Annotated in this window: 18 protein-coding genes and 2 tRNA genes; 9 read left to right on the plus strand and 11 right to left on the minus strand. The window is 69.1% G+C overall.

Translation table 11 applies throughout. The features are described from left to right. Positions 1-64: 64 nt before the first annotated feature. The 3 genes from HBB12_RS05020 to HBB12_RS05030 form a co-directional block, all read right to left on the minus strand. Positions 65-1,183, minus strand: coding sequence for an aminotransferase class V-fold PLP-dependent enzyme (locus tag HBB12_RS05020; protein ID WP_236988347.1), 1,119 nt, complete (start codon positions 1,181-1,183; stop codon positions 65-67). A gap of 142 nt (positions 1,184-1,325) precedes the next feature. Beyond that, entirely contained in the window at positions 1,326-1,565 is a 240-nt protein-coding gene (locus tag HBB12_RS05025; protein WP_236988348.1) for a hypothetical protein, read from the minus strand. A 173-nt stretch (positions 1,566-1,738) separates the two neighbouring features. Continuing rightward, positions 1,739-1,823, minus strand: a tRNA-Leu gene (locus HBB12_RS05030). Positions 1,824-2,202: 379 nt separating this feature from the next. Between HBB12_RS05030 and HBB12_RS05035 the strand changes: the two genes are divergently transcribed. The 3 genes from HBB12_RS05035 (at position 2,203) to HBB12_RS05045 (ending at position 6,855) form a co-directional block, all read left to right on the plus strand. Further along, complete coding sequence (locus HBB12_RS05035) at positions 2,203-3,534, plus strand: MFS family transporter (protein WP_236988349.1); 1,332 nt, start codon at positions 2,203-2,205, stop codon at positions 3,532-3,534. A gap of 111 nt (positions 3,535-3,645) precedes the next feature. Continuing rightward, positions 3,646-5,508: a sensor histidine kinase gene (locus tag HBB12_RS05040; RefSeq protein WP_236988350.1), complete on the plus strand. Its 1,863-nt coding sequence runs from the start codon at positions 3,646-3,648 to the stop codon at positions 5,506-5,508. 3 nt (positions 5,509-5,511) lie between these two features. After that, positions 5,512-6,855, plus strand: a complete 1,344-nt coding sequence (locus HBB12_RS05045) for a sigma-54-dependent transcriptional regulator (RefSeq protein WP_236988351.1) — start codon at positions 5,512-5,514, stop codon at positions 6,853-6,855. A gap of 366 nt (positions 6,856-7,221) precedes the next feature. Here the strand turns inward: HBB12_RS05045 and HBB12_RS05050 are convergent. From HBB12_RS05050 to HBB12_RS05080, 7 genes are all read right to left on the minus strand, one after another. Further along, a tRNA-Leu gene (locus HBB12_RS05050) sits at positions 7,222-7,306 on the minus strand. A gap of 110 nt (positions 7,307-7,416) precedes the next feature. After that, entirely contained in the window at positions 7,417-8,832 is a 1,416-nt protein-coding gene (gene leuC / locus HBB12_RS05055; protein WP_236988352.1) for a 3-isopropylmalate dehydratase large subunit, read from the minus strand. Between the two features lie 414 nt (positions 8,833-9,246). Beyond that, positions 9,247-10,019, minus strand: a protein-coding gene (locus tag HBB12_RS05060) for an IS5 family transposase (protein WP_442919229.1) whose coding sequence is annotated in 2 segments (ribosomal slippage) — positions 9,247-9,687 and positions 9,690-10,019 — 771 coding nt in all. Because the reading frame shifts where the segments join, the coding sequence is not laid out codon by codon here. 101 nt (positions 10,020-10,120) lie between these two features. Continuing rightward, positions 10,121-11,017 (minus strand): carbohydrate ABC transporter permease, encoded by an 897-nt coding sequence (locus tag HBB12_RS05065; protein WP_236988353.1) that lies wholly within the window; start codon positions 11,015-11,017, stop codon positions 10,121-10,123. An 18-nt stretch (positions 11,018-11,035) separates the two neighbouring features. Beyond that, a complete protein-coding gene (locus HBB12_RS05070; RefSeq protein WP_236988354.1) occupies positions 11,036-11,980 on the minus strand; it encodes a carbohydrate ABC transporter permease in 945 nt (314 codons plus the stop codon). Positions 11,981-12,310: 330 nt separating this feature from the next. Next, positions 12,311-13,621: an ABC transporter substrate-binding protein gene (locus tag HBB12_RS05075; RefSeq protein WP_236988355.1), complete on the minus strand. Its 1,311-nt coding sequence runs from the start codon at positions 13,619-13,621 to the stop codon at positions 12,311-12,313. 145 nt (positions 13,622-13,766) lie between these two features. Next, positions 13,767-14,858 carry an ABC transporter ATP-binding protein gene (locus tag HBB12_RS05080; protein ID WP_236988356.1) on the minus strand — a complete coding sequence of 364 codons (1,092 nt, stop codon included), beginning with the start codon at positions 14,856-14,858 and terminating at the stop codon, positions 13,767-13,769. Positions 14,859-15,135: 277 nt separating this feature from the next. On the opposite strand from HBB12_RS05080, the gene HBB12_RS05085 reads away from it, so the two are divergent. The 5 genes from HBB12_RS05085 to sigJ all read left to right on the plus strand — a co-directional run bounded on the left by HBB12_RS05085 (position 15,136) and on the right by sigJ (position 19,074). After that, positions 15,136-16,098 (plus strand): 2-hydroxyacid dehydrogenase, encoded by a 963-nt coding sequence (locus tag HBB12_RS05085; protein WP_236988357.1) that lies wholly within the window; start codon positions 15,136-15,138, stop codon positions 16,096-16,098. Positions 16,099-16,111: 13 nt separating this feature from the next. After that, positions 16,112-16,939: an AprI/Inh family metalloprotease inhibitor gene (locus HBB12_RS05090; RefSeq protein WP_272913245.1), complete on the plus strand. Its 828-nt coding sequence runs from the start codon at positions 16,112-16,114 to the stop codon at positions 16,937-16,939. Between the two features lie 267 nt (positions 16,940-17,206). Then, the gene (locus HBB12_RS05095) at positions 17,207-17,665 is read left to right on the plus strand and encodes a cupin domain-containing protein (RefSeq protein ID WP_236988359.1); all 459 of its coding nucleotides are present in this window, start codon (positions 17,207-17,209) and stop codon (positions 17,663-17,665) included. Positions 17,666-17,717: 52 nt separating this feature from the next. Beyond that, positions 17,718-18,182, plus strand: coding sequence for a carboxymuconolactone decarboxylase family protein (locus tag HBB12_RS05100; RefSeq protein ID WP_236988360.1), 465 nt, complete (start codon positions 17,718-17,720; stop codon positions 18,180-18,182). Beyond that, the gene (gene sigJ, locus HBB12_RS05105; protein ID WP_236988361.1) at positions 18,172-19,074 is read left to right on the plus strand and encodes a sigma-70 family RNA polymerase sigma factor; all 903 of its coding nucleotides are present in this window, start codon (positions 18,172-18,174) and stop codon (positions 19,072-19,074) included. The genes HBB12_RS05100 and sigJ overlap by 11 nt, the downstream gene beginning before the upstream one ends. A gap of 12 nt (positions 19,075-19,086) precedes the next feature. Here sigJ and HBB12_RS05110 read toward each other — a convergent pair whose 3' ends face one another. After that, complete coding sequence (locus HBB12_RS05110; RefSeq protein WP_236988362.1) at positions 19,087-20,556, minus strand: metallophosphoesterase family protein; 1,470 nt, start codon at positions 20,554-20,556, stop codon at positions 19,087-19,089. A 186-nt stretch (positions 20,557-20,742) separates the two neighbouring features. Here HBB12_RS05110 and HBB12_RS05115 point away from each other — a divergent pair, with 186 nt between their 5' ends. Further along, a complete protein-coding gene (locus HBB12_RS05115) occupies positions 20,743-22,233 on the plus strand; it encodes a carboxypeptidase M32 (protein ID WP_236988363.1) in 1,491 nt (496 codons plus the stop codon). Positions 22,234-22,336 lie beyond the last annotated feature (103 nt).

The raw sequence follows: 22,336 nt of genomic DNA on the forward strand, positions 1-22,336 counted from the left end.
GTCGCTCCCGCGCCGCGCAACCTGCCGTAGCGTTGGACCGTATGCAACGCGATCGGGCGCTGCCCTACAGGGCGCGGCGCAAGGCCGCCACGCAGCGTTCGACGTCGCGCTCGTCGGCCCAGACATGCGGGCTGAGACGCAGCGCCCCGGATCGTTCGCTCACGTAGACGCCGTCCTGCCGCAGGCGGTCCACCAGGCCGGGGGACAGGCCGCCCGGCGCGCGGAGCCCGAGGATGTTCGGCGCGCGCAGATCCGCCGCAAGCGCGGAGAGGCCGAGGCCGACGAGGCCATCGGCCAGAAGATCGGTGAGGCGGCGCAGCCGGTCCGCCACCGCGGACACGTCGAAGGACAGGAGCAGTTCCAGTCCGGTCGCCGCCATCGGCAACAGGACCGGGTCGTTCAACTCGCCCCGGTCGTAGCGCCTGGCGCCTGTCGCGGGCGGGCGGTTGCCGATATTCTCCTCGATCGCCGCGCCGTCCTGCCGGTGCGGGGCGGCATACAGGAAGGCGAGCGCGTAGGGCCCGAGCGCCCACTTGTAGGTCGGGAAGGCCAGGAAGTCGGGGCGCCAGCGGCCCACATCCACCGGCACGGCCCCCGCCGCCTGGGTCGCATCGATCACCAGCGCGGCTCCCGCGGCGTGGACGGCCGGCGCGAGCCGGTCGAGGTCGATCAACCCGCCATCGGTCCAGTGCGACGGGGTCAGGGTCGCGATCGTCAGGGGTGGCGCCCCGGGGCGCCCGATCGCCGCCAGCAGGGACGCCGTCCAGTCGCCGTCCTCGGGACGGGGGACCTCCTCGACGATCAGGCCGCTGGCACGGGCGAGCCGGTCGAAGGCGTAGCACAGCGACGGGAACTCGTCGGCGACGCGCAGCACGCGCCCGCCCGGGGCGACGGCCAGGTTCGCCGCGACGGTGGCCATCGCGTGGCTCACGGACCCCACGATCGCCACGTCGTCGGCCGTTGCACCGATGAGCCGGGCCGCCGCCGCCCGTGCCCGCTCGGCCTGGGCTTGGACCGCCTCGCGCGGGTGCGCCCAGGGCCGGCTCTTCACCAACAGGCCCGCTTCCCCGGCCGCGCGGACGGAGAGGGGAAACGGCGACCACGCCGCCGCGTCGAGATAGCTGATCTCGTCGGGCACCTCGAACAGGTGCCTCTGGCAGGGCAGGGGGGCGACGGCATCCATGCGGGGCACCTCTCGGCCGTTCACCCGACCGTGCCGGCGGGCGGCCCGAACGGAGGGGGAGGGATCGGCCGGGCTCTACCACGACGCGGCCCGGATCTGGAGGTCGGGGGACGGCCGATCCCTCCCGCAGGCGTGCCCCGGCTCAGACCTCGCCCTCGCCCGCCGGGGCGGAGCGGCGGCGCGGCTCCTCGCCGGTGGTGCTGGTGCCGGGATCGAGGGCGTCGGGCTTGCGGGCGGCGTCGTGGTCGGCCGGCGTCACCCCGGCCTGGGCCGCCGCCTTGTCCTCGTCGCGACGGGTCAGGTGGGGGCGGGCGGTGAGCAGGTCGTCGCTGCGCGAAAGGGTATCGTCGCTGCGCGATGGGGTATCGTCGCTGCGCGGCATGCGCGTCTCCTCCGGTTGGCGCAGCCCAACGCGGGGCGGCCCGGACCGGTTCGGTACCGCGCGGCGAAACTCGCCGCGGAGCGGTACTCCCGTCGGAGGCCATCGATTTGTGTTGAAGGTCTGGCCGGCCCGATCCCCCACTCGGGGACGGCATCAACACCACCGATGGGTGTTGGTGCCCAGGAGAGGACTCGAACCTCCACGGCTTGCACCACTGGTACCTGAAACCAGCGCGTCTACCAATTCCGCCACCTGGGCCCGAAAGCGGTGCTGTGCACCGCCCCGGTGACGTTCGTTTAGAGGGCGACGACGGCGACGTCAACGGGCTTGAGCGGTGCGGACGCAGGATGGATGCGGAGGGCCCGCGCGGTCCGGTACGGGAGGAGCGGCCGGCCCCGGACGACGTCGGCGGAAATCCACCGATCCGGGCTCGCGATCGGCGCCGTTCCGCCCAAGAGGCGATGGGGCGCCCTTATAAGCAATTGATATCAATGGATTTTAATTTCTTCTGTCGCTGGCATCGCGCTTGCCATCGCTCTCCCGCTGCCCTCCGCAAGAGGCCGAAAGGCTCGCGACGGAGGGGATATCCATCGCGCCCGCGTCGACGCGGGGTGGTTCGCATTCAGGGAGAACGTCCATGACCACGGCTGCACCGGCGGCGATCGGGGTGAGCCCGGCCCCCGCCGAGACCACGGACCGCCAGAAGATCAAGGCCATCGTCGCCGCCTCGTCCGGCAACCTGGTCGAGTGGTACGATTTCTACGCCTACGCCTTCACGTCGATCTACTTCGCCTCCGCGTTCTTCCCGAGCAGCAGCCCGACCGGCCAGCTCTTGGCGACCGCCGGCATCTTCGCGGTCGGCTTCTTCATGCGCCCGCTCGGCGGCTGGATCTTCGGCCGCATCGCCGACCGGCGCGGCCGCAAGTCGTCGATGGTGTTCTCGGTGCTGCTGATGTGCGCCGGCTCGCTGATGATCGGCATCCTGCCGACCTACGAGACCATCGGCGTGTTCGCCCCGGCGCTGCTCCTCGTCGCCCGCCTCGCGCAGGGCCTGTCCGTCGGCGGCGAGTACGGCACCGCGGCGACCTACATGAGCGAGATCGCCGGCAAGGGCCGCCGCGGCTTCCTGTCGTCGTTCCAGTACGTCACCCTGATCGGCGGCCAGCTCCTCGCGGTGCTGGTGGTGTTCGCGCTCCAGCACATCCTCACCGGCGACGAGATGCGCGCCTGGGGTTGGCGCATCCCGTTCCTGCTCGGCGCCGTGGCGGCGATCGTCGCGATGATGCTGCGCGGATCGCTCAAGGAATCGGCCTCGCACGCGGCCATGAAGAGCAAGGAGGCCGGCTCGCTGCGCGCCCTGATGCAGCACAAGCGGGCGCTGTTGATCACGCTCGCCTTCACCATGGGCGGCTCGCTCTACTTCTACACCATGACCACCTACATGCAGAAGTTCCTGGTCAACACGGTGAAGCTCGATCTGAAGACGGTCTCGACGGTGATGACCCTGGCGCTCGTGGTGTTCATGCTGCTCCAGCCGGTCTTCGGCGCGCTCTCCGACAGGATCGGGCGGCGCAACAACATGATCCTGTTCAGCGGGCTCGCCACGCTCGGGGCGGTGCCGCTGCTCTCCAGCCTGTCGCTGGTGACGAATCCGTGGGCCGCCTTCGGGCTGATCCTGACCGGTCTGGTGATCGCGACCTTCTACACCTCGATCAGCGGCGTGGTGAAGGCCGAGCTCTTCCCGGCCGAAGTGCGGGCTCTCGGCGTCGGCCTGCCCTACGCCATCGCCAACGCGATCTTCGGCGGCACTGCCGAGTACGTCGCGCTCTCGTTCAAGACCTGGGGCAACGAGAGCCTGTTCTTCTGGTACGTCGCGGCCATGGCGGCGGTGGCCTTCGCCGCCTCGCTGTGGATGCCCGACACCCGCAAATACGGCTACCTCGACGGCAACGGCCGGATGAGCGGCTGACGCGCCACACGTTCCCCGGGATCGCCCGCCGGCTTTCGCTTGCGGGCGGTCCCCATTTCGAGGCACCCCGGTGCGTCACGATCCGCGTTCCCCCGCAGCGAGGCGACCGGCATGAGCCAAGCCCGTCCTGCCGAACTCCCGGCCGCAGTGCCGCGGCGCGCGCGCCTCGCCGGGATCGGGGGGTGGTGGGGATGGGCGGTCGCGATCCCGGCGCTCACCCTCGCGGCCTTCCTCCTCGCCCTGCGAGCCGGCCAGGACCAGGTCCGAACGGGCGCGCGCCAGCGCCTCGTGATCGCCGAGGCGGTCCTGCGCACGACGGTGGACCGCTACCGCTCCCTGCCGACCGTGCTCGCCCTCGACACGCAGGTCCAGGACCTGCTGGCCGCGCCCGGCGCATCCGGGGCCGCCGCCGTCAACGCCAAGTTCGAGGCCATCGCCCGGGCCTCGGGCGTCGCCGCGATCTACCTCATGGACGCGAGGGGGCTGACGCTGGCTGCGAGCAACTGGAACCAGCCGCTCAGCTTCGTCGGGTCCTCCTACGCCTACCGGCCCTACTTCCTCGATGCGCTGGCGACCGGCGCCTCGCGCTATTTCGGCATCGGCACCACCACCCAGCAGCCGGGCCTGTTCATCGGCCAGGCGGTGGAGGCCCGAGGAGACAGGCAAGGCGGCGGCGTCGCGGGCGTCGTGGTGGTCAAGGTCGACCTGGAGGGACTGGAGGGCGAGTGGCGCCGGGCGGGCGAGCAGATCCTGGTCTCGGACGCGGCCGGCATCGTCTTCCTGGCGAGCGAACCCGGCTGGAAGTACCGCCCGTTCCGGCCCCTCACCGTCCCTGAGACCGACCGCATCCGCACCGCCCGGCAATACGGCGACAGCGACCTGCGGCCCCTCCTGGCGGACGGTCCGCCCGATCCCGGCGGGACGATCCGGCTCCCCTCCGCCGGCGGGGCCGGGCACGGCCTCGTCGAGCCCGTGGCGATGCCGGATCTCGGCTGGACGCTCTGGACCATCGCCCCGACCGGAGCCGCGTGGCGCCAGGGCGTGCTGGTGGCCGCCGCCACGGGCATCGCCGGCCTGGCGCTGGCCTTCGCGCTCGCCGCCGCGAGCCAGAAGCGGCAGCGCCTGCGGGCCGAGCAGTCGATGCGGCTGTCCCTCGAGCGGCGGGTGGCGGAGCGCACCCACGACCTCAGCGAGGCCAATGCGCGCCTGCGGGCCGAGATGGCCGAGCGGGAACGCGCGACGACGGCGCTGCGGGCGACGCAAGACGAGCTGATCCATGCCGGCCGGCTCGCGGCTTTGGGCCAGATCTCCACGGCGATCAACCACGAGATCAACCAGCCCCTCGCGGCGCTCCGCACCTTCCTGGCCAGTACCGTCCTGTTCCTGGAGCGCGGCGACCAGGCGACGGTGCGCCGCAACCTCCAGCGCATGACCGAGGTGACGCAGCGCATCGCCGAGATCATCCGCCACCTCAAGGATTTCGCCCGCAAGACCGGCCCCGAGCACCGCGAGCCGGTCCGCCTCGCGAGCGCGGCGGAGGCCGCCCTCGACCTGCTGCGGGTCCGGCTGCGGGCCGACGGCGTCGCGGTCGATTGCCGGATTCCGCCCGACGCCCTGGTGCGGGCCGAACCGGTGCGCCTCGAACAGGTCATCCTCAACCTGATGGTCAACGCCCTCGACGCGATGCGCGACGTCCCCGAGCGCCGGCTCGATCTCTGCGCCACGCGCGAGACCTCCGACGGATCGGCGCCGTCCTGGCGGCTCGACGTGGCCGATAACGGGAGCGGGATCGCGCCGGAGCATCTGGGGCAGATCTTCGATCCGTTCTTCACCACCAAACCGGCCGGGGAGGGGCTGGGGCTCGGCCTGTCCCTGTCCTCGCTCATCGTGCGCGACCTCAAGGGCAGTCTCACGGCCGGAAACGGCGCGCAGGGCGCCGTGCTGACCCTCGTCCTGCCGGCAGCGGAGGCTTGAGAGATGGCGTCACGGGTGGAGCGCGTCCTGTTCGTCGACGACGAGGAGACGGTGCGGGAGGCGCTGGAGCAGTGGCTGACGCTCGCCGGGTACGCTGTCTCGACCTTCGAGGCGCCCGACGCCGCACTCGCGGAGATCGATTCGGGGTTTCCCGGCATCCTCGTCACCGATCTGCGCATGCCGCGGATGGACGGGCTCGCGGTGCTGGAGCGCGCCCTGGAGCGGGACCCGGACCTGCCGGTCCTCCTCGTCACCGGCCACGGCGACGTGCCGCAGGCGGTGGAGGCGATGCGGCGCGGCGCCTACGACTTCATCGAGAAACCCTTCGCACCCGAGCGCCTGACCGACGCGATCGGCCGCGCCTGCGAGAAGCGCCACCTGACCTTGCGCCTGCGCCGGCTCCACGCGCGCACCGACGCGCACGACATCGAGAATCGCCTGATCGGCACCTCCCGGGCGATGGAGATCCTGCGGCGCGAGGTGCTCGACCTCGCCGCGACGCCGGTCAACGTGGTGATCAACGGCGAGACCGGCTCCGGCAAGGAGCTGGTGGCGCAGTGCCTGCACGCCTTCTCGACAAGGCGCGACGGCCGTTTCGTGCCGGTCAATTGCGGCGCCATCCCCGACACGATGATGGAGAGCGAGCTGTTCGGCTACGAGGCCGGCGCCTTCACGGGCGCGCTCAAGCGCCGGATCGGCAAGCTCGAATACGCCCATCGCGGCACGCTGTTCCTCGACGAGATCGAGGCGATGCCGCTCTCCGGCCAGGTCAAGCTGCTGCGGGTGCTGCAGGAGCGCCGGGTGGAGCGGCTCGGGTCCAACGACTCGGTCGCCGCCGACCTGCGCACGCTGTGCGCCAGCAAGGTCGACCTGCGCGACGAGGCCGGGGCCGGGCGCTTCCGCCCCGACCTCTATTACCGCCTCGACGTGGCGAGCCTGCGCATCCCTCCCTTGCGTGAGCGGCGCGAGGACATCCCGCTGCTGTTCGAGCACTTTGCGGCGAAAGCCGCCGAGGCGCATGGACGGGCGATGCGGCCCCTGAGCGTCCGCCACGTCCAGGACCTCGTCGAGCAACCCTGGCCCGGCAACGTCCGCGAATTGCGCAACGCCGCCGAGCGCTACGCCTTCGGCCTCGACCGCCTCGGCGCCGCGCCGGAGCCGGGTGAAGCGGGGGTGCAGCCGCTGTCCGCCCGGGTCGAGGCCTATGAGCGGGGCCTGATCCAGCAGGCGTTGCAGCAGGCGCAAGGGAACATCGCCGAGGCGATGCGCCTCCTCGATCTTCCCCGGCGCACCCTCAACGAGAAGATGCAGCGCTACGGTTTGAGCCGTGGGGATTTCGTCGGCTAGGGGCGGGGCGTGCTCGTCCCGACGGGCCAGGGCTTGTTCACAGCCTGGTTCGAGTCGGCCGACCGACTTGAAACCCTCGATGTCATCCCGGGGCCGCGCAGCGGAACCCGGGATCCAGAACCGCTGACGATGCCGGATGAAGCGGGACGGGTACCGCCCCTTTCTTCGATCTGCGGTTATCGATTTCGGGCTGTCGCCTGCGGCGGGCCCAGGGATGACGCGGAGAGTTGCCGGCGTGTTGGCTCGTCGAACCGACGCATTCGGTCAACCAGCCCTTAGAAATCGGATCGATGGATTGAAAATCAGGATCAAACCGGATGAGAGCGCATCATCATCGCGGTCGGCATCAACACCATTGAAGGGTGTTGGTGCCCAGGAGAGGACTCGAACCTCCACGGCTTGCACCACTGGTACCTGAAACCAGCGCGTCTACCAATTCCGCCACCTGGGCCCTAGAGCGTCGCCTTGGCGGCGCCCCGGTGTCAGTCGTTTAGTCGGCGGCGGAGCCGGCGTCAACGCCGAACTCCGCCGTGTCGTGAGACGAGATCAGACGGCGAGGTCTCAGAGTCCTGCCGGCCACTCGCGGATGTCGACGAAATGGCCGGCGATCGCCGCGGCCGCCGCCATCGCCGGGGAGACGAGGTGCGTGCGGCCCTTGTGGCCCTGGCGGCCCTCGAAGTTGCGGTTCGAGGTCGAGGCGCAACGCTCGTGCGGCTTCAGGCGGTCGGCATTCATGCCGAGGCACATCGAGCAGCCCGGCTCGCGCCAGTCGAAGCCGGCCTCGATCAGGATCCGGGCCAGGCCCTCCTCTTCCGCCTGCTGCTTCACCAGGCCCGAACCCGGCACCACCATGCCGCTGACGTTCGGGTGGATTTTCTTGCCCTCGACCATGCGGGCGACGATCCGCAGATCCTCGATCCGGCCGTTGGTGCAGGAGCCGATGAACACCTTGTCGAGGGCGATGTCGGTGATCTTCGTGCCCGGGATCAGGCCCATGTAGGACAAGGCCTTCTCCTTGGAGGAGCGCAGGTTCTCGTCCTCGATCGAGGCCGGATCCGGCACCCGGCCCTGGACCGAGATCACGTCCTCAGGCGAAGTGCCCCAGGTCACGATCGGGGGGAGGTTGGCGGCATCCAACCGGATCTCGCGGTCGAAATGCGCGCCCTCGTCCGAGACGAGGTCGCGCCAATAGGCGACCGCGCGCTCGTAGGCCTCGCCCTTCGGCGCCTTCGGCCGGTCCTTGATGTAGGCGAAGGTGATCTCGTCGGGGGCGACCATGCCGGCGCGGGCGCCGCCCTCGATCGACATGTTGCAGATCGTCATCCGGCCCTCCATCGAGAGGCCCCGGATCGCCTCGCCGGCATATTCCAGCACGTGGCCGGTGCCGCCGGCGGTGCCGATCTCGCCGATGATCGCCAGGATGATGTCCTTGGCGCCGACGCCGGCGGGCAGGCGCCCGTCGACGACGGCGCGCATGTTCTTCGCCTTCTTCTGGATCAGCGTCTGGGTGGCGAGCACGTGCTCGACCTCCGAGGTGCCGATGCCGTGGGCGAGCGCCCCGAAGGCGCCGTGGGTCGAGGTGTGGGAATCGCCGCAGACGATCGTCTGGCCCGGCAGGGTGAAGCCCTGCTCCGGCCCGATGATGTGGACGATGCCCTGGCGCTTATCCAGCGCGTCGTAATACTCGATGCCGAACTCGCGGACGTTCTCGGCCAGGGTGTCGATCTGCGTGCGGCTCTCGGGATCCTCGATGCCGAAGCTGCGGTCCGAGGTCTGGACGTTGTGGTCGACGACCGCCAGCGTCTTCTCCGGGTGGCGCACCCGGCGCCCGGCGAGACGAAGCCCCTCGAAGGCCTGGGGAGAGGTGACCTCGTGCACGAGGTGCCGGTCGATGTAGAGGAGGCAGGTGCCGTCCGGCTGACGATCGACGACGTGGTCGTCCCAGATCTTGTCGTAGAGGGTGCGAGGGGCAGTCATCGGGGTTTTTGCCTTGTCACGAAGACCTGTCGTGGAAGCCGGGCGCATGGCGTGCGCGCCCGGCGGACCCGTCATGTAACCGTCTCGACCGCCGACGGGTAGACCCCTTCGCGCCGCAAGGGGATGCGGGGCTCGCAAGGCGGTGGGACCCTCGTGGCTTCGGAGTCTGCTTGATGAGCCTCCGAAGACTTCATACCCACCGGGTCATTCCGGGGCCGCGCAGCGGAGCCCGGAATCCAGACACTCAGGTGATGCAGAACGAAGCGGAAGGCCGTCCGATTCTTCCTGAATCATCCGCGATTCTGGATTCCGGGCTCCGCTGCGCGGCCCCGGAATGACCCGGATGATATCAGGACCGTCGAGCGAGTCGATCGGACCCACTCGGGCGGTGCGCGTCCTAGGCGGTGTGGACAGTTACCTGAGCCATAGGACGATGGCGGCGATGGTGACCACTGCGGCATAGTTGCGGGCTGTTTTCTCGTAGCGTGTGGCGACACGCCGGAACTGCTTGAGCTTGGAGAAGCAGCACTCAATCAGGTGCCTCTCGGTATAGAGCGCCGTGTCGAGCTCGTACTTCTTGGCGCGTGAGGGATTGTTCGGGATCACAGCCGTGGCGCCCTTGCCGGCAATCGCCTCGCGCAGCCGATTACTGTCGTAGGCCGCATCGGCCAGGACCACCGCAGCAGGGAGATCCGCCAGGAGCGCCTCGGCCTGGGGCGCATCGCCTTTCTGCCCCGCCGTGAGGGCAAACCGGATCGGACAGCCAAGGCCGCGTACGACCAAGTGGATCTTGGTGCTCAGGCCGCCGCGGGACCGGCCCAGTGCCTGATCGGGCGGATCATCAGACCCCCTTTTTTTGCGCCCGCCGCATGTTGGTGAGCGCGCACGATCGTGGAGTCGACGATCAGGTACTCAAAGTCGGGATCGTCAGCCATCGCCTCGAAAATGCGCCACCACACGCCCTTCTGGCTCCAGCGACTGAAGCGGCGGAACACGCTGTTCCAGTCGCCGAACGCCTCGGGCAGGTCGCGCCACGGTGCGCCGGTGCGCACGATCCAGAGCACGCCCTCCACGAACATGCGGTTGTCGCGTCCGGTCGAGCCGCGTTGATCCGGCCGGCCGATGATCAGGGGGGATAAGCGCTCCCACTGACCATCGCTGAGAACGAGACGATCCAGAACTCCCAAGGCGGCCCCCCAAAAAGCAGCCTTGAATCACTCCCCACCCGCAAAGGGAACCCCAAGAGTCCACACCGCCTAGAACACTCTCACCCGAGAGTGCAGGGTTGCTATTCCTTCACCGCCCCGGTCATTGCCGAGACGTAGTGCTCGACGAAGAACGAGTACAGGATTACCAGCGGCAGCGAGCCGACCAGCGCACCCGCCATCAGCGAGCCCCAGCGATAGATGTCGCCGTCGACGAACTCGCTCACCACCGCCACCGGCACGGTCTTGTTCTGGGTCGAGGACAGGAAGGTCAGGGCGTAGATGAACTCGTTCCAGCATAAGGTGAGCGAGAAGATGCCGGCCGAGATCAGCCCCGGCACCGCCAGCGGCAGGATGATCTTGACGAGGATCTGCCAGCGGCTCGCCCCGTCGATGAGCGCGCATTCCTCCAGCTCGTACGGGATGGTCTTGAAGTACCCCATCAGCAGCCAGGTCGAGAACGGGATCAGGATGGTGGGATAGACCAGCACCAGGGCGAAGGGCGAATCGTAGAGCCCGTAGGCCTGGATGATGGTGGCGAGCGGGATGAACAGGATCGAGGGCGGCACCAGGTAGGCGAGGAAGATCGCCGCGCCGACCGCCACCGCGCCCTTGTAGCGGATCCGCACGATCGCGTAGGCCGCGAGCACGCTGGCGAACAGCGACAGCACGGTCGCCGCCACCGAGATCATCATCGTGTTCCAGAGCCACAGCGGATAGTTGGTCTGGAACAGGAGCTTCGAGATGTGCTTGAGCGTCGGCGACACCACCCAGAACGGGTTGTAGGTGTCCATGTCGATGAGCTGCTCGTCCGGTTTGATGGCGGTCAGCGCCATCCAGTAGAACGGGAACAGCAGCACCACCAGGATGACGAAGAGCGGAAGGTAGACCGTGACGACGCGCCTCGGCAGCGTGTCGAGATAGGCCATGCCCTCGCTGTTGTCGGGGGTGGTATCGGCGGTCGTGGTCGTGGCGGCCATGGGTGCTCGATCCTTCTTTTAGCCGGTCTGCCACTTGCGGTTCTGGAGGCCGAACCACGAGATCCCGATGGCGAAGATCAGGAACGGCACCATCGCGGTGGCGATGGCCGCGCCCTCGCCGAGATTCCCCGACAGGATGCCGCGCTGGTAGGACAGGGTCGCCATCAGGTGGGTCGTGTTCACCGGGCCGCCGCGGGTCATCGCCCAGATCAGCTGGAAGTCGGTGAAGGTGAACAGCACCGAGAAGGTCATCACCACGGCGATGATCGGGGTGAGGAGCGGCAGCGTGATGTGGCGGAAGTTCTGCCACGGCGTCGCGCCGTCGATCGTCGCCGCCTCGTAGAGCGAGGGCGACACGGTTTGAAGACCGGCGAGCAGCGTGATGGCGATGAACGGCACCCCGCGCCAGATATTGGCGAAGGTCACGCAGATCCGCGCCATGGTCGGATCGCCGAGGAAATCGATGTTGTGGTCGAGCAGGCCGAGATGGCGCAGCGACCACGAGATGATCGAGAACTGGCTGTCGAAGATCCACCAGAACGCCAAAGCCGACAGCACGGTCGGCACGACGAACGGGATCAGCACGATCGAGCGGATCAGCGCCTTGAACGGCAGCCGCTTGTTGAGGAGCAGCGCCAGGTAGAGGCCGATGCCGAACTTCGCCACCGAGGCAAAGCCCGTATAGACCAGGGTGTTGAACACCGAGAGCCAGAAGACGCTGTCGTCCCACAGCCACTCGTAGTTCTCGATCCCGACGAAATTGCCGCCGCGGCCGATCCGGGTGTCGGTGAGCGAGAGCCAGACGCCCTTGCCCAGCGGATAGGCCAGGAACAGCAGCAGGATCGCGGCTGCCGGCAGCATGAACCAGAAGCCCAGCCAGCCGCGGCTCGTCCGCAACCGGCTCCAGGCCGAGCCGGTCGGGGGCGCCGCCGCGGCGGGGCGGGCGAGGGCGATATCGGCCACGGGGAGCCTCCTCCGGGTGTTTCTTGGTTTGGGAACGCCTCGGGGAAGTGGAGGGCAGCAGAGTCGGACTGCCACGTCCATCATTGGCCGCGTGAGGCGCGGGTTTCTCCTCTCCCCGCGGGCGGGGAGAGGGCCGTGTCACCGTTCAGGTGATGCGGCAAGCGAAGGCGAAGCCGGAGCGAGGGTGAGGGGGTGATGCCGGAGGAGTCTCATCCGTCGAGACCCCCTCACCCTCGGCTGACGCCTCGCTTTGGTGACGGCAAGGTCACCAAAGCCCTCTCCCCGCCCGCGGGGAGAGGGGAGTTGCGCGCCGACCTTGCGTAAGGTTGCTTACGCCGACCGGAAGATCCGCTGGGCCTGCCTCTCCGCCGTCTTGATCGCGCCCTTCAGGTCCTCGCGGCCGGTGCAGTAGGAGGCGAACATGTCGACGACGACGAAGTCGGCGAGCACGGCGGCCACCTTCTCGCTCACCGGGGCGAGGCCGCCGGCGGCGAGCGTCCGGCTCGAGGCCTCGCCGAACACCTTGTTCTTCGGGTCGGCGGTCCAGATCGGGTTGTTGGAATAGGCCTTGAGCGGGTGGCAGAGGTAACCCTGCGAGGCTTCCAGCCAGGAATTGTAGTTCTGGGCCTCCAGCGCGAAGGCCATGAAGGCCTTACAGGCGTTCGGCGCCTTGGTGTAGGTGTAGGCCAGGATCGGGAAGGCGAGCTGGAACTCGGTCGGCTTGCCGGACTTGCCGACCGGCCACAGGCCGTGATCCATGTCCGCCGCGATGTCCTTCTTCTCGGCCTTGGCCGCGGCGTAGACCGAGATGCCGTTGCCGGTGAGATAAAGGTCGCCGGACAGGAACGCCTTGTTGTTGGACGAATCGTTCCACGACGCGGTGCCGGGCACGAAGGTCTCGTAGAGCGCCTTGACGTAGTCGAGTGCCTTCGCGGTCTCCGGCGAGTTGATGACGATCTTCTCGTTGGCGTCGACCAGGTAGGCGTCGTGCGACCACAAGGCCCAGTGGATCCACGAATTGGCGTCGCCGGTGGCGTGACCGAGCGCGAAACCGGCCGGTGTGTTGTTCTTCTTCATCGCCCGGCACAGTTCCAGGAAGCCGGCATGGTCCTCCGGGAACTTCTGGAACCCGGCCTTGTTCATGGCCGAGATGCGGTAGTTGATATAGCCGCCGTTGAACGCCATCGGGATGGCGATCCACTCGCCCTTGACCTTGCCGTAGGCCTCGGCCGCGGGCAACCAGCCGCCGTACTTCTTGCCGAGATAGTCGGCGACGTCGCCGACCTTGAGACATTTCGACGGGAAGAGGGCCGGGAACGAGTAGAGGCCCCAGACCATGTCCGGGCCCTGGCCGGTATTGGCCGCCACCGAGGCCTTGGGCTGGATGTCGTCGAAGGATTCGCTCGTCACGCTCACCGGCACGCCGGTCGCCTTGGTGAAGGCGTCGACGAGGCGCATGAAGGCCTCGTCCTCGGAGGGGATGAAGCGCTTCCAGCGCAGGAGCTTGAGCGAGGCGCCGGCCTCCGGCTTCCACTGGTTCTCCTGCGCCCAGGCGCGGGCGAAGCCCTCCAGGCCCGCGGCGGAGGCGAGGCCGAGGGCGGCGCCCCCCTTGAGGATCTGGCGACGATCGAAGGCTGACATCGTGGCGTCTCTCCCGGGATGATCGTTATGGTGTCGGTGAAGCTTTTTACTGACGCATTGTCTGCGACGAACCGGCATCCACTTCGTCGGACAATGCTCCAGGCGGCGGCGGGATGGCGTCCCGCCGCCGGCCGGAATCGGGCCATCAGCTCAGCCGGCGGCCGTTCTCGGCATCGAACAGGTGGACGAGGGCGGGATCGGCGGTGATGCTGATCCGCTCGCCCGGGCCGGCGCCGATCCGGTCGCGGAACACGCAGGCGATGTCGCGGGCGACCTCGTTGGCGATGTCCTTGGCGCCGCCGCCGGGCGGGCGCACCAGCACCATGGTCTCGGAGCCGGTCGGCTCCACCACCGCCACTTCCACCGGCACGCCGTTCTCGGCCAGGCGCACATGCTCGGGCCGCAGGCCGTAGACCGCCGGCATCCCGTCGGCCGGGCGCGAGCCACGGGTCGGCAGCGGCAGGGTCAGGCCGCCCTCGGTGCGGAAGGTGTCGCCGGCGATCTTGCCCTTCAGGAAGTTCATCGACGGCGAGCCGATGAAGCCGGCGACGAAGATGTTGTCGGGCCGGTCGTAGAGTTCGAGCGGCGCGCCGACCTGCTCGACCACGCCGTCATGCATCACCACGATCTTGTCGGCCATGGTCATGGCCTCGATCTGGTCGTGGGTGACGTAGACCGTGGTGGTGCGCAGGCGCTGGTGCAGCTCCTTGATCTCGGCCCGCATCGCGACGCGCAGCTTGGCGTCGAGGTTCGACAGCGGTTCGTCGAACAGGAAGACCTGCGGGTCGCGCACGATCGCCCGCCCCATGGCGACGCGCTGGCGCTGGCCGCCCGAGAGCTGGCGCGGATAGCGGTCGAGGAGCTTCTCGAGGCCGAGAATCGCCGCGGCGCGGCCGACCCGGCTGTCGATCTCCTCCTTGGCGGCCTTCCGCAACTTCAGCGAGAAGGCCATGTTGTCCTTCACGGTCATGTGCGGGTAGAGCGCGTAGTTCTGGAACACCATGGCGATGTCGCGCTCCTTCGGCGGCACCGCGTTGACGACGCGCGAGCCGATCCGGATCTCGCCCGCCGTGATGTTCTCCAACCCTGCGATCATGCGCAGAAGGGTCGATTTCCCGCAGCCCGACGGGCCGACCAGGATCACGAATTCCCCATCCTGAATGTCGATCGAGACGCCGTGCAGGATCGGGGTGGCCCCGAACGATTTGCGCACGTTCCTGATTTCCAGCCCGGCCATCGGCTCCTCGTAGTCGTGTTGATCAGACAGCGGTCGCGCGCGGCGCGCGGACCGAAACGGCAGCGCTGCCACAGGCAGACGACGAACACACGACAGGCGAGCCCGGAGCAGGGCGTCTGGCGCTCATCTGGGTTGTTTCCTCGACCCGTAAGAACGGGGCGGCCTTGGCTTGCCGCCTCTCGTGTTGGCGGCCATCATCGGGCGCGCGGGGCGCAAGATCAAGCGTCCTCGCCATGCGCCCATCGTCGGATGCGCCAGAAACGACCGGGAGACAGGCTTGAAGTCCACAGATGTTCTGATCCTGCGGCCGATGTCGCCGCTCGTGACCGAGAGCCTGGAGCGGCATTTCACCGTTCACCGCGGCGACCTCGTCGAGGACAAGGAGCGCCTCATCGACGAGGTCGGGCCGAGAATCCGCGGCATGGCGGTGAGCCACGTCCACGTCGACGACGCCCTGCTCGACCGGCTGCCGAAGCTCGAGATCGTCGCCAATTTCGGCGTCGGCTACGACACGATCGACGCGGCGGCCTGCGGCCGGCGCGGCGTGATCGTGACGAACACGCCCGACGTGCTGACCGACGAGGTCGCCGACCTGGCGGTGGGCCTGCTGCTCGCCACCGTGCGGCAGATCCCGCAGGTCGACCGCTACCTGCGCCAGGGCAAGTGGCTGGAGAAGCCCTATCCGCTCACCGGGACCTTGCGCGGGCGCAAGGTCGGCATCCTGGGTCTCGGCCGGATCGGCCGGGCGATCGCCCACCGCCTCGTCGCCTTCGGCCTGCCGATCGCCTATCACGGCCGGACGAAGCAGGCGGACGTGCCCTACGAATACTTCCCGTCCCTGCTCGAGATGGCGAAGGCCTGCGACGTGCTGATGGTGGTGGCGCCGGGCGGGCCCGAGACGAAGAACATCGTCGGGCGCGAGGTGCTGGAGGCGCTGGGATCCCAGGGCGTGCTCGTCAACGTCGCCCGCGGCACTCTCGTGGACGAGGATGCGCTGGCCGCGGCCTTGGCCGACGGCACGATCCAGAGCGCCGGCCTCGACGTGTTCGCCGAGGAGCCGAAGGTGCCCGACGCCCTGATCGCCCAGGAGCATGCGGTTCTGCTGCCACATGTCGGCTCGGCATCGCACCACACACGCAACGCGATGGGCCAGCTTGTCGTTGATAACCTGACCTCCTGGTTCCAGGGCAACGGTCCGGTGACCCCCGTGGCCGAGACACCCTGGAAGGCTCAGACCTAGAAAGACTCGCGCCATGTGCCTGCGCCGCCTCCTTCCGGTCCTCGGTCTTCTTGCCTGGACGGGATGCGCGGCGGCGCAGGAGACCAGTCCGCCCGGGGATGCCTCGGGAGCAAGAGAGACCGCCGCCGCAAGAGAGGCCGCGGGCCCAAGAGAGGCCGCGGGCCCAAGAGAGGCCGCGGGCCCCTGGGAACTGGCGCTCGACGGCAGCTTCCGCCGCTGCGGCCTGATGCTGGCCGCCGAGCCCGGCCCGGTCGGCCAGGCCCTGCGCTTCCCGGCCGGCTGCCGGCGGGCGCTGCCCGTGGTCAACGGGCTGAGTGGCTGGCGCGTCGACAATGGTCTGATCCAGCTTCTCGACCGGGAGGGCCAGCCGGTTCTGGCCTTCGCGAGCCCGGACAATGAGGGCATCCGCAGCGCGGAATCGGTGAGCGGAGAGCGCTACAGCCTCGCCCAGGCGGGGGCACGGCCGGCCGCCCCCGAGACGCCGCTCGTGACCCAGGCGGCGCTCTCGACCCTTCCGAATGCCCGCGACGCCGCCCGCGACAGCTGGACCGGCGCCCCCGCGACCCCGGCCGCCGTCGTCGGGCTCTACACCCTCGACCGCTTCGTCGAGAAGGACGTCTGCCGGGTGGTGCTCAGGGCCGAGGGCGCGCAGGTGCAGGAGGGCTGCCGCGATCCCGGCCTCGCCCTGTTCGATCCCACTGCCTGGCACTACGAGGCCGGCCGCCTCAGCCTGGTGGCGCGGCGCGGCCACAGCGTCGAGCTGATCCCCGTGGGGGAGGGGCGCTGGCGCCGCGACCCGGAGATCGGCACGACCTTCCTGCTGCGGCGGGTCGAGCCGTGAGGGGCGGCCTCGCCCTGTCCTGAACCGATCTCCGATCCGCCAACGCGCCCTCACGCCTCCGTGCCGGTCAAACGGCGCCCCCGCGGCGCAGTGCCGATTCCGGGCAGGGCCGACGAAAAATCTCCGCGGGATGTCACATCCGCCGAGGCTGCCTCGTCATGAGCGCGAAGGGGCCCGCAATTCGGCGCGCCCCCGCGGAGGCAGACGGATCATGAGGATCGTGATCGAGGACAGGGCCGCGGCGGCTCGGCGCGCCCGGGTGGAGCCATGATCGGGCCCGCCCGCATCGCGGCGGCGATGCTTCTCCTCGCGAGCGGAGCGCTCGCGCAGGAACCGACCGTCACACCACCGACCGTCACCCCTCTGACCGCCCAACCGCCGGCCGCAGGCGAGGCCCGGGTCGCCGTCGTCTTCGACCAGGCCATCCCGAACGTTCCGGGCAAGAGCCTGCGGGCGGTATTGGTCGAGTACGGGCCGAACGGCGCCTCGCCCGCGCATACCCATGCCCGAAGCGCCTTCATCGTCGCGACGGTTTTGGCCGGCGCGATCCGCAGCCGGGTGAATGACGGGCCCGAGCGCGTCTACGAGGCCGGCGAGAGCTTCACCGAGAGGCCGGGGGACCGCCACGGCGTCAGCGCCAATGCCAGCGCCACGGAGCCGGCCCGCCTGCTCGCGGTCTTCGTCGTCGATACGGCCGAGACCACCCTGACGACCCCGATCCACTGACCGGCCGCCCGCCGGCCGCCCGAACCGACATCCCGATCACGGAGAGCCGACCATGACCCCTCGCATCGAGAACCCCTACGCGCACGCCCCCGCGACCATCAAGGCGATGATGAACGTGGAGAGCAGCCTCCGGGCCGGAATCCTGGAGCACGGCCTGCTGGAACTGGTGAAGCTGCGGGCGTCGCAGATCAACGGGTGCGCCTACTGCATCGCCATGCACGCCGCCGCTTCCCGCAAGAGCGGCGAGAGCGAGATGCGCCTCTACCTCCTGAATGCCTGGCGGGAGGCGACCGTCTACAGCCCGCGCGAGCGGGCGGCGCTCGCCTGGACCGAGGCGCTGACCCGCGTCGCCGAGACCGGTGCCCCCGATGCGGTGTATGACGAGGTCAGGCAAGCCTTCAGCGAGGCGGAGCAGGTGCAGCTCACGCTCCAGATCGGCGCGATCAATCTCTGGAACCGGCTCCAGGTCGGGCTGCGCGGGCGCCACGACGCGGATCCGTCGCGCGATGCGGCCTGACGACGGTACGCGGGCCTTCGAGGCGGAACGGGCGAGGCTCGTGCGCCTCGCCTACCGCATGCTCGGCTCGTTCGCGGAAGCCGAGGACGTGGTCCAGACCGCGTGGCTGCGCTGGGCGGAGGCCGACCGGGCGGCGGTGCGATCACCGGGCGCCTTTCTGTCGCGGATCGTCACCCGCCTCTGCCTCGACACGCTCCGCTCCGCCCGCCTGCGGCGCGAGACCTATGTCGGCGCGTGGCTGCCCGAGCCGCTGGTGGACTTCGCCGACGAGGACGAGGTGGACGGCGACGGCCTGACCCTGAGCCTGATGCTGGCGCTCGAACGGCTGTCGCCGCTGGAGCGGGCCGCCTTCCTCCTGCACGACGTGTTCGGCGTGCCGCTCGGTGAGGTCGCAGACACGCTCGGCCGCGACCCGGCGGCCCTGCGCCAGCTCGCGGTCCGGGCGCGCCGGCACGTCCGGGCCGGCCGGCCCCGCTATCGGATCGCCCGCGAGGAGGGCGAGCGCCTCGCCCAGGCCTTCTTCACCGCCGCGCATGACGGGGACACCGAGGCCCTGCGCACGATGCTGGCCGAGGACGCCGTCATCCACGCCGATGGCGGCGGCAAGGTCGTCGCCTTCCTCAATCCGATCGTCGGCCTTGCGCGCATCCTGCGGCTGTTCGCGAGCCTCGCCCGCAAGCACCGGGCGGACCCGGCGACCTTCCTCGCCGCCGTCACCGTCGACGGCCTTCCGGGCTATGCCAGCCTGGAGCGCGGCGGCGTGCTGCAGGTGACGGCGCTCGCCGTCGAGGACGGCCGGATCGCCGGCATCTACATCACCCGCAATCCGGACAAGCTCCGCCGTGTCGCGGAGCGGCTCGGGCTGGCGCGGGGCGAGGGGCCGCCGTCATGACGTCGAGACCGGCTAGCAGACGCTCACCGCCAGCCTCGGCCCCTTGAAGGGACGATCGCTCGGTCCGTGCTGGCCGTGCCCGATGCTCCAGGCTGGAGGCCAATCAATGCTCTCGACGCCCGTCGCGGTGGCGGATTTGAGCGAGGTCCAGGAGGCTTTGCCGCTGTTTCGGAGGAGAATGCCTCCCGGCCCCATATCCGGATAGAAGGCGACCTCGATGTCGAACGCGCGATCGACCGGAAGGTCGGGGCCGAGCCAGTAGGACGGGCTTCGTCCCGGCGTTTTCCCCACGATGAGGGTCAGGGTCTGCTTCGGTCCGCGCAGGCCGAGCCAGATCGGGGCGATCGTGTCCCGAGCGTGCGCGGTGAACAGGGTCTGCTCCGGGGCCCACGCCTCCGTCGCGGTTTTTCCGGAGAAGCGGAATGCGACGAGATCGCCGGGGTCGATCGATCCCGTGAAGAGGGCGTCCGATCGGCCCGTCGCGACGCGTCGCCAGCCTGCGGAGGAGACGGCGGCGGGCGGCCAGTGCAATCGCTCCCGCGCGATGCCGTTCGTATCCAGCACCTGGTACCGCAACCCGTCCCGATCGAGGGCCGCCTGGATGCAGTGGAGGTATTCGATACCCTCGGGCATCCTGTGCGCCGTCCCGGCACCCGCAGTACAGATTTGCAGCACCCCCTCATGCACCTGAACATCGTAGGCAAGGATGTGGCTGCACACGTAGGCGAGGACACCGGCCTCCTTCAGAGTCGTCCAGAAAACCTCCGCATATTCGTGGCCGATCTCGCGTTGATAGGCCCCGGAAAATCCATTGACGGGGTGGACCGGGTGATGGCCCAGGACGATCTTGTGTCGGGCGTCGGCATGCTGATCGAGCACGGCCTTCAGCCAGTCGGTTTCGACGTGCCCCTCGCCGCCGAGGCCGGTCCAGAGGGTATGAACGAAGACCATCAACAGATCGTCGCGACGAACCCAGTAGGACAGTCCTTTCTGGTCGTCGGGACCGTTGGTGGGCAATCGCAGGATGTCGCGGAAGATGTCCTCGCTCATCGTGTCGTATGTCGTGTGATTGCCGGTGGTGTGCCACATCGGAATCGTGCGACGATCGAGCCAGGCGGTCTCGACATCGAGCCAGTGTTTCCACTGGGCACGCAGAGCGGTTGGGTCCGGTGTCAATCCGATGATTTCGTCACCTGGAAACAGGATGAACTCCGGCTGCGGCGCGAGACGCCTCAACACAGCATTCACGGCAGCAAATGTCTGCTCGTGCAAGGCTCCTGGAACTCCGGAGCATGAATCACCGTAGATGACGAATTGATGACCCAGCGATTGTGGCTGGAGCGCCTGAACGTAATTTTGCGAAGGCAACATCTTTTTCCGTTTGACAGAGCATGCGGCGGCAAAAACACGGATTTCATAGTCCGTGCGGTCAGGGCGCAACCCATAGCTGACGACTGCGCAGCCGATGGCAACGTCTCTCATTCTCCGGATGCTCGACCCAATATGCAACGATAAATCATCCTGCCATTGCGTCATTTGCTGGGTTCGCCGTGGATGGCCTACGCGCCACGGGACACTGACGCCGGGAGCCTTACAATCGGGTCCTTGCCAGCCCACACGCCCCCGTCCGACAACCCGACGACGATTCCACCACGACCGGATTTCCCCATGCAGGCCTACCGCGCCCTCGAAGCCACCTTCGCCCGCATCAGCGCCCTCGAGGACGCCTCCGGCATCCTCGGCTGGGACGCCCAGACCCTGATGCCGGACGGGGCGGCGGAGGGGCGGGGCGACCAGATCGCGGTGCTGCGCGGCCTCGCCCACGACCTCCTCGTCGATCCCGCCACCGCCGACCGGCTCGCCGCAGCCGAGGCGGAAGGCGGGCTGGACGACTGGCAACGGGCGAACCTCACCGAGATGCGCCGGGCCTACACCCACGCCGCGGCGGTGCCGCGCGACCTGGTCGAGGCCAGTTCCCGCGCCGTGTCGCGGGCCGAGATGACCTGGCGCGAGGCCCGCCGCACCGCCGATTTCGCGCTGTTGCGGCCCGACCTCGCCGAGGTCCTGCATCTCCAGCGCGAGATCGGCCGGGCGAAGGGCGAGGCCTTGGGCCTCTCCCCCTACGACGCCCTCCTCGACAGCTACGATCCGGGCCTGCGGCAGGCGGCGATCGACCCGCTCTTCGCCGTGCTGGAGGCTGAATTGCCGGGCCTGATCGCCGAAGCGCGGGCGCGCCAGGAGGCGGCGGGGCCGGCTCCGATCCCGGAAGGACCGTTCCCGGTCGAGACCCAGCGCCAGGTCGGGCTGGCGCTGATGCGGGCGGCGGGGTTCGACTTCGACAGGGGGCGCCTCGACGTCAGCCTGCACCCGTTCTGCGGCGGCGCCACCGACGACGTGCGCATCACCACCCGGTACGACGAGACCGACTTCGCCCGCGCCCTGATGGGCGTGCTGCACGAGACCGGCCACGCCCTCTACGAGCAGGGCCGCCCCGCCGCCTGGCGCCGCCAGCCCGTGGGGGCTGCCCGCGGCATGAGCCTGCACGAGAGCCAGTCGCTCACCCTGGAGATGCAGGCCGGCCGCAGCCGCGAGTTCGTCGCGTATCTCGCGCCGCTGGTGCGCGAGGCCTTCGGCGGCGCCGGGCCGGCCTGGGAGGCCGAAGCGCTGTACCGGAACTACACGAAGGTCGCGCCGGGCTTCATCCGGGTCGATGCCGACGAATGCACCTATCCGGCCCATATCCTGCTGCGCTACCGGCTCGAGCGGGCGCTGATCCAGGCCGAGATGGAGATCGGCGACCTGCCGGGCGCCTTCGACGACGGGATGCACCGGCTCCTCGGGCTCACCGTGCCGGACGATGCCCATGGCTGCCTCCAGGACATCCACTGGCCCGGCGGCGCCTGGGGCTACTTCCCGACCTACACGATCGGGGCGATGATGGCGGCGCAACTGTTCGACGCCGCCTGCACGGCAGAGCCCGACCTGCGCCCCGGCCTCGCGCGCGGCGACTTCGCGCCCCTCGTCGGCTGGCTGCGGGCGACCGTGCACGGCAAGGGCAGCGCCTCGGGGACGCAAGAAATCCTGACCGCGGCGACCGGGCGGCCGCTCTCGGCCGACATCTTCCTCGGCCATCTCCGCCGGCGCTACCTCGAGGCCTGAACGGCAGTGAAAACCAGTCTTCGCTGCGCTTGACGCGCGCAGCGAAGAAATGGGATCAAGCGATCGCATTCGATTCAAATTTTACGATATTTTTTGAATTGTC

Source organism: Methylobacterium sp. SyP6R (assembly GCF_019216885.1).
Taxonomy (GTDB): domain Bacteria; phylum Pseudomonadota; class Alphaproteobacteria; order Rhizobiales; family Beijerinckiaceae; genus Methylobacterium.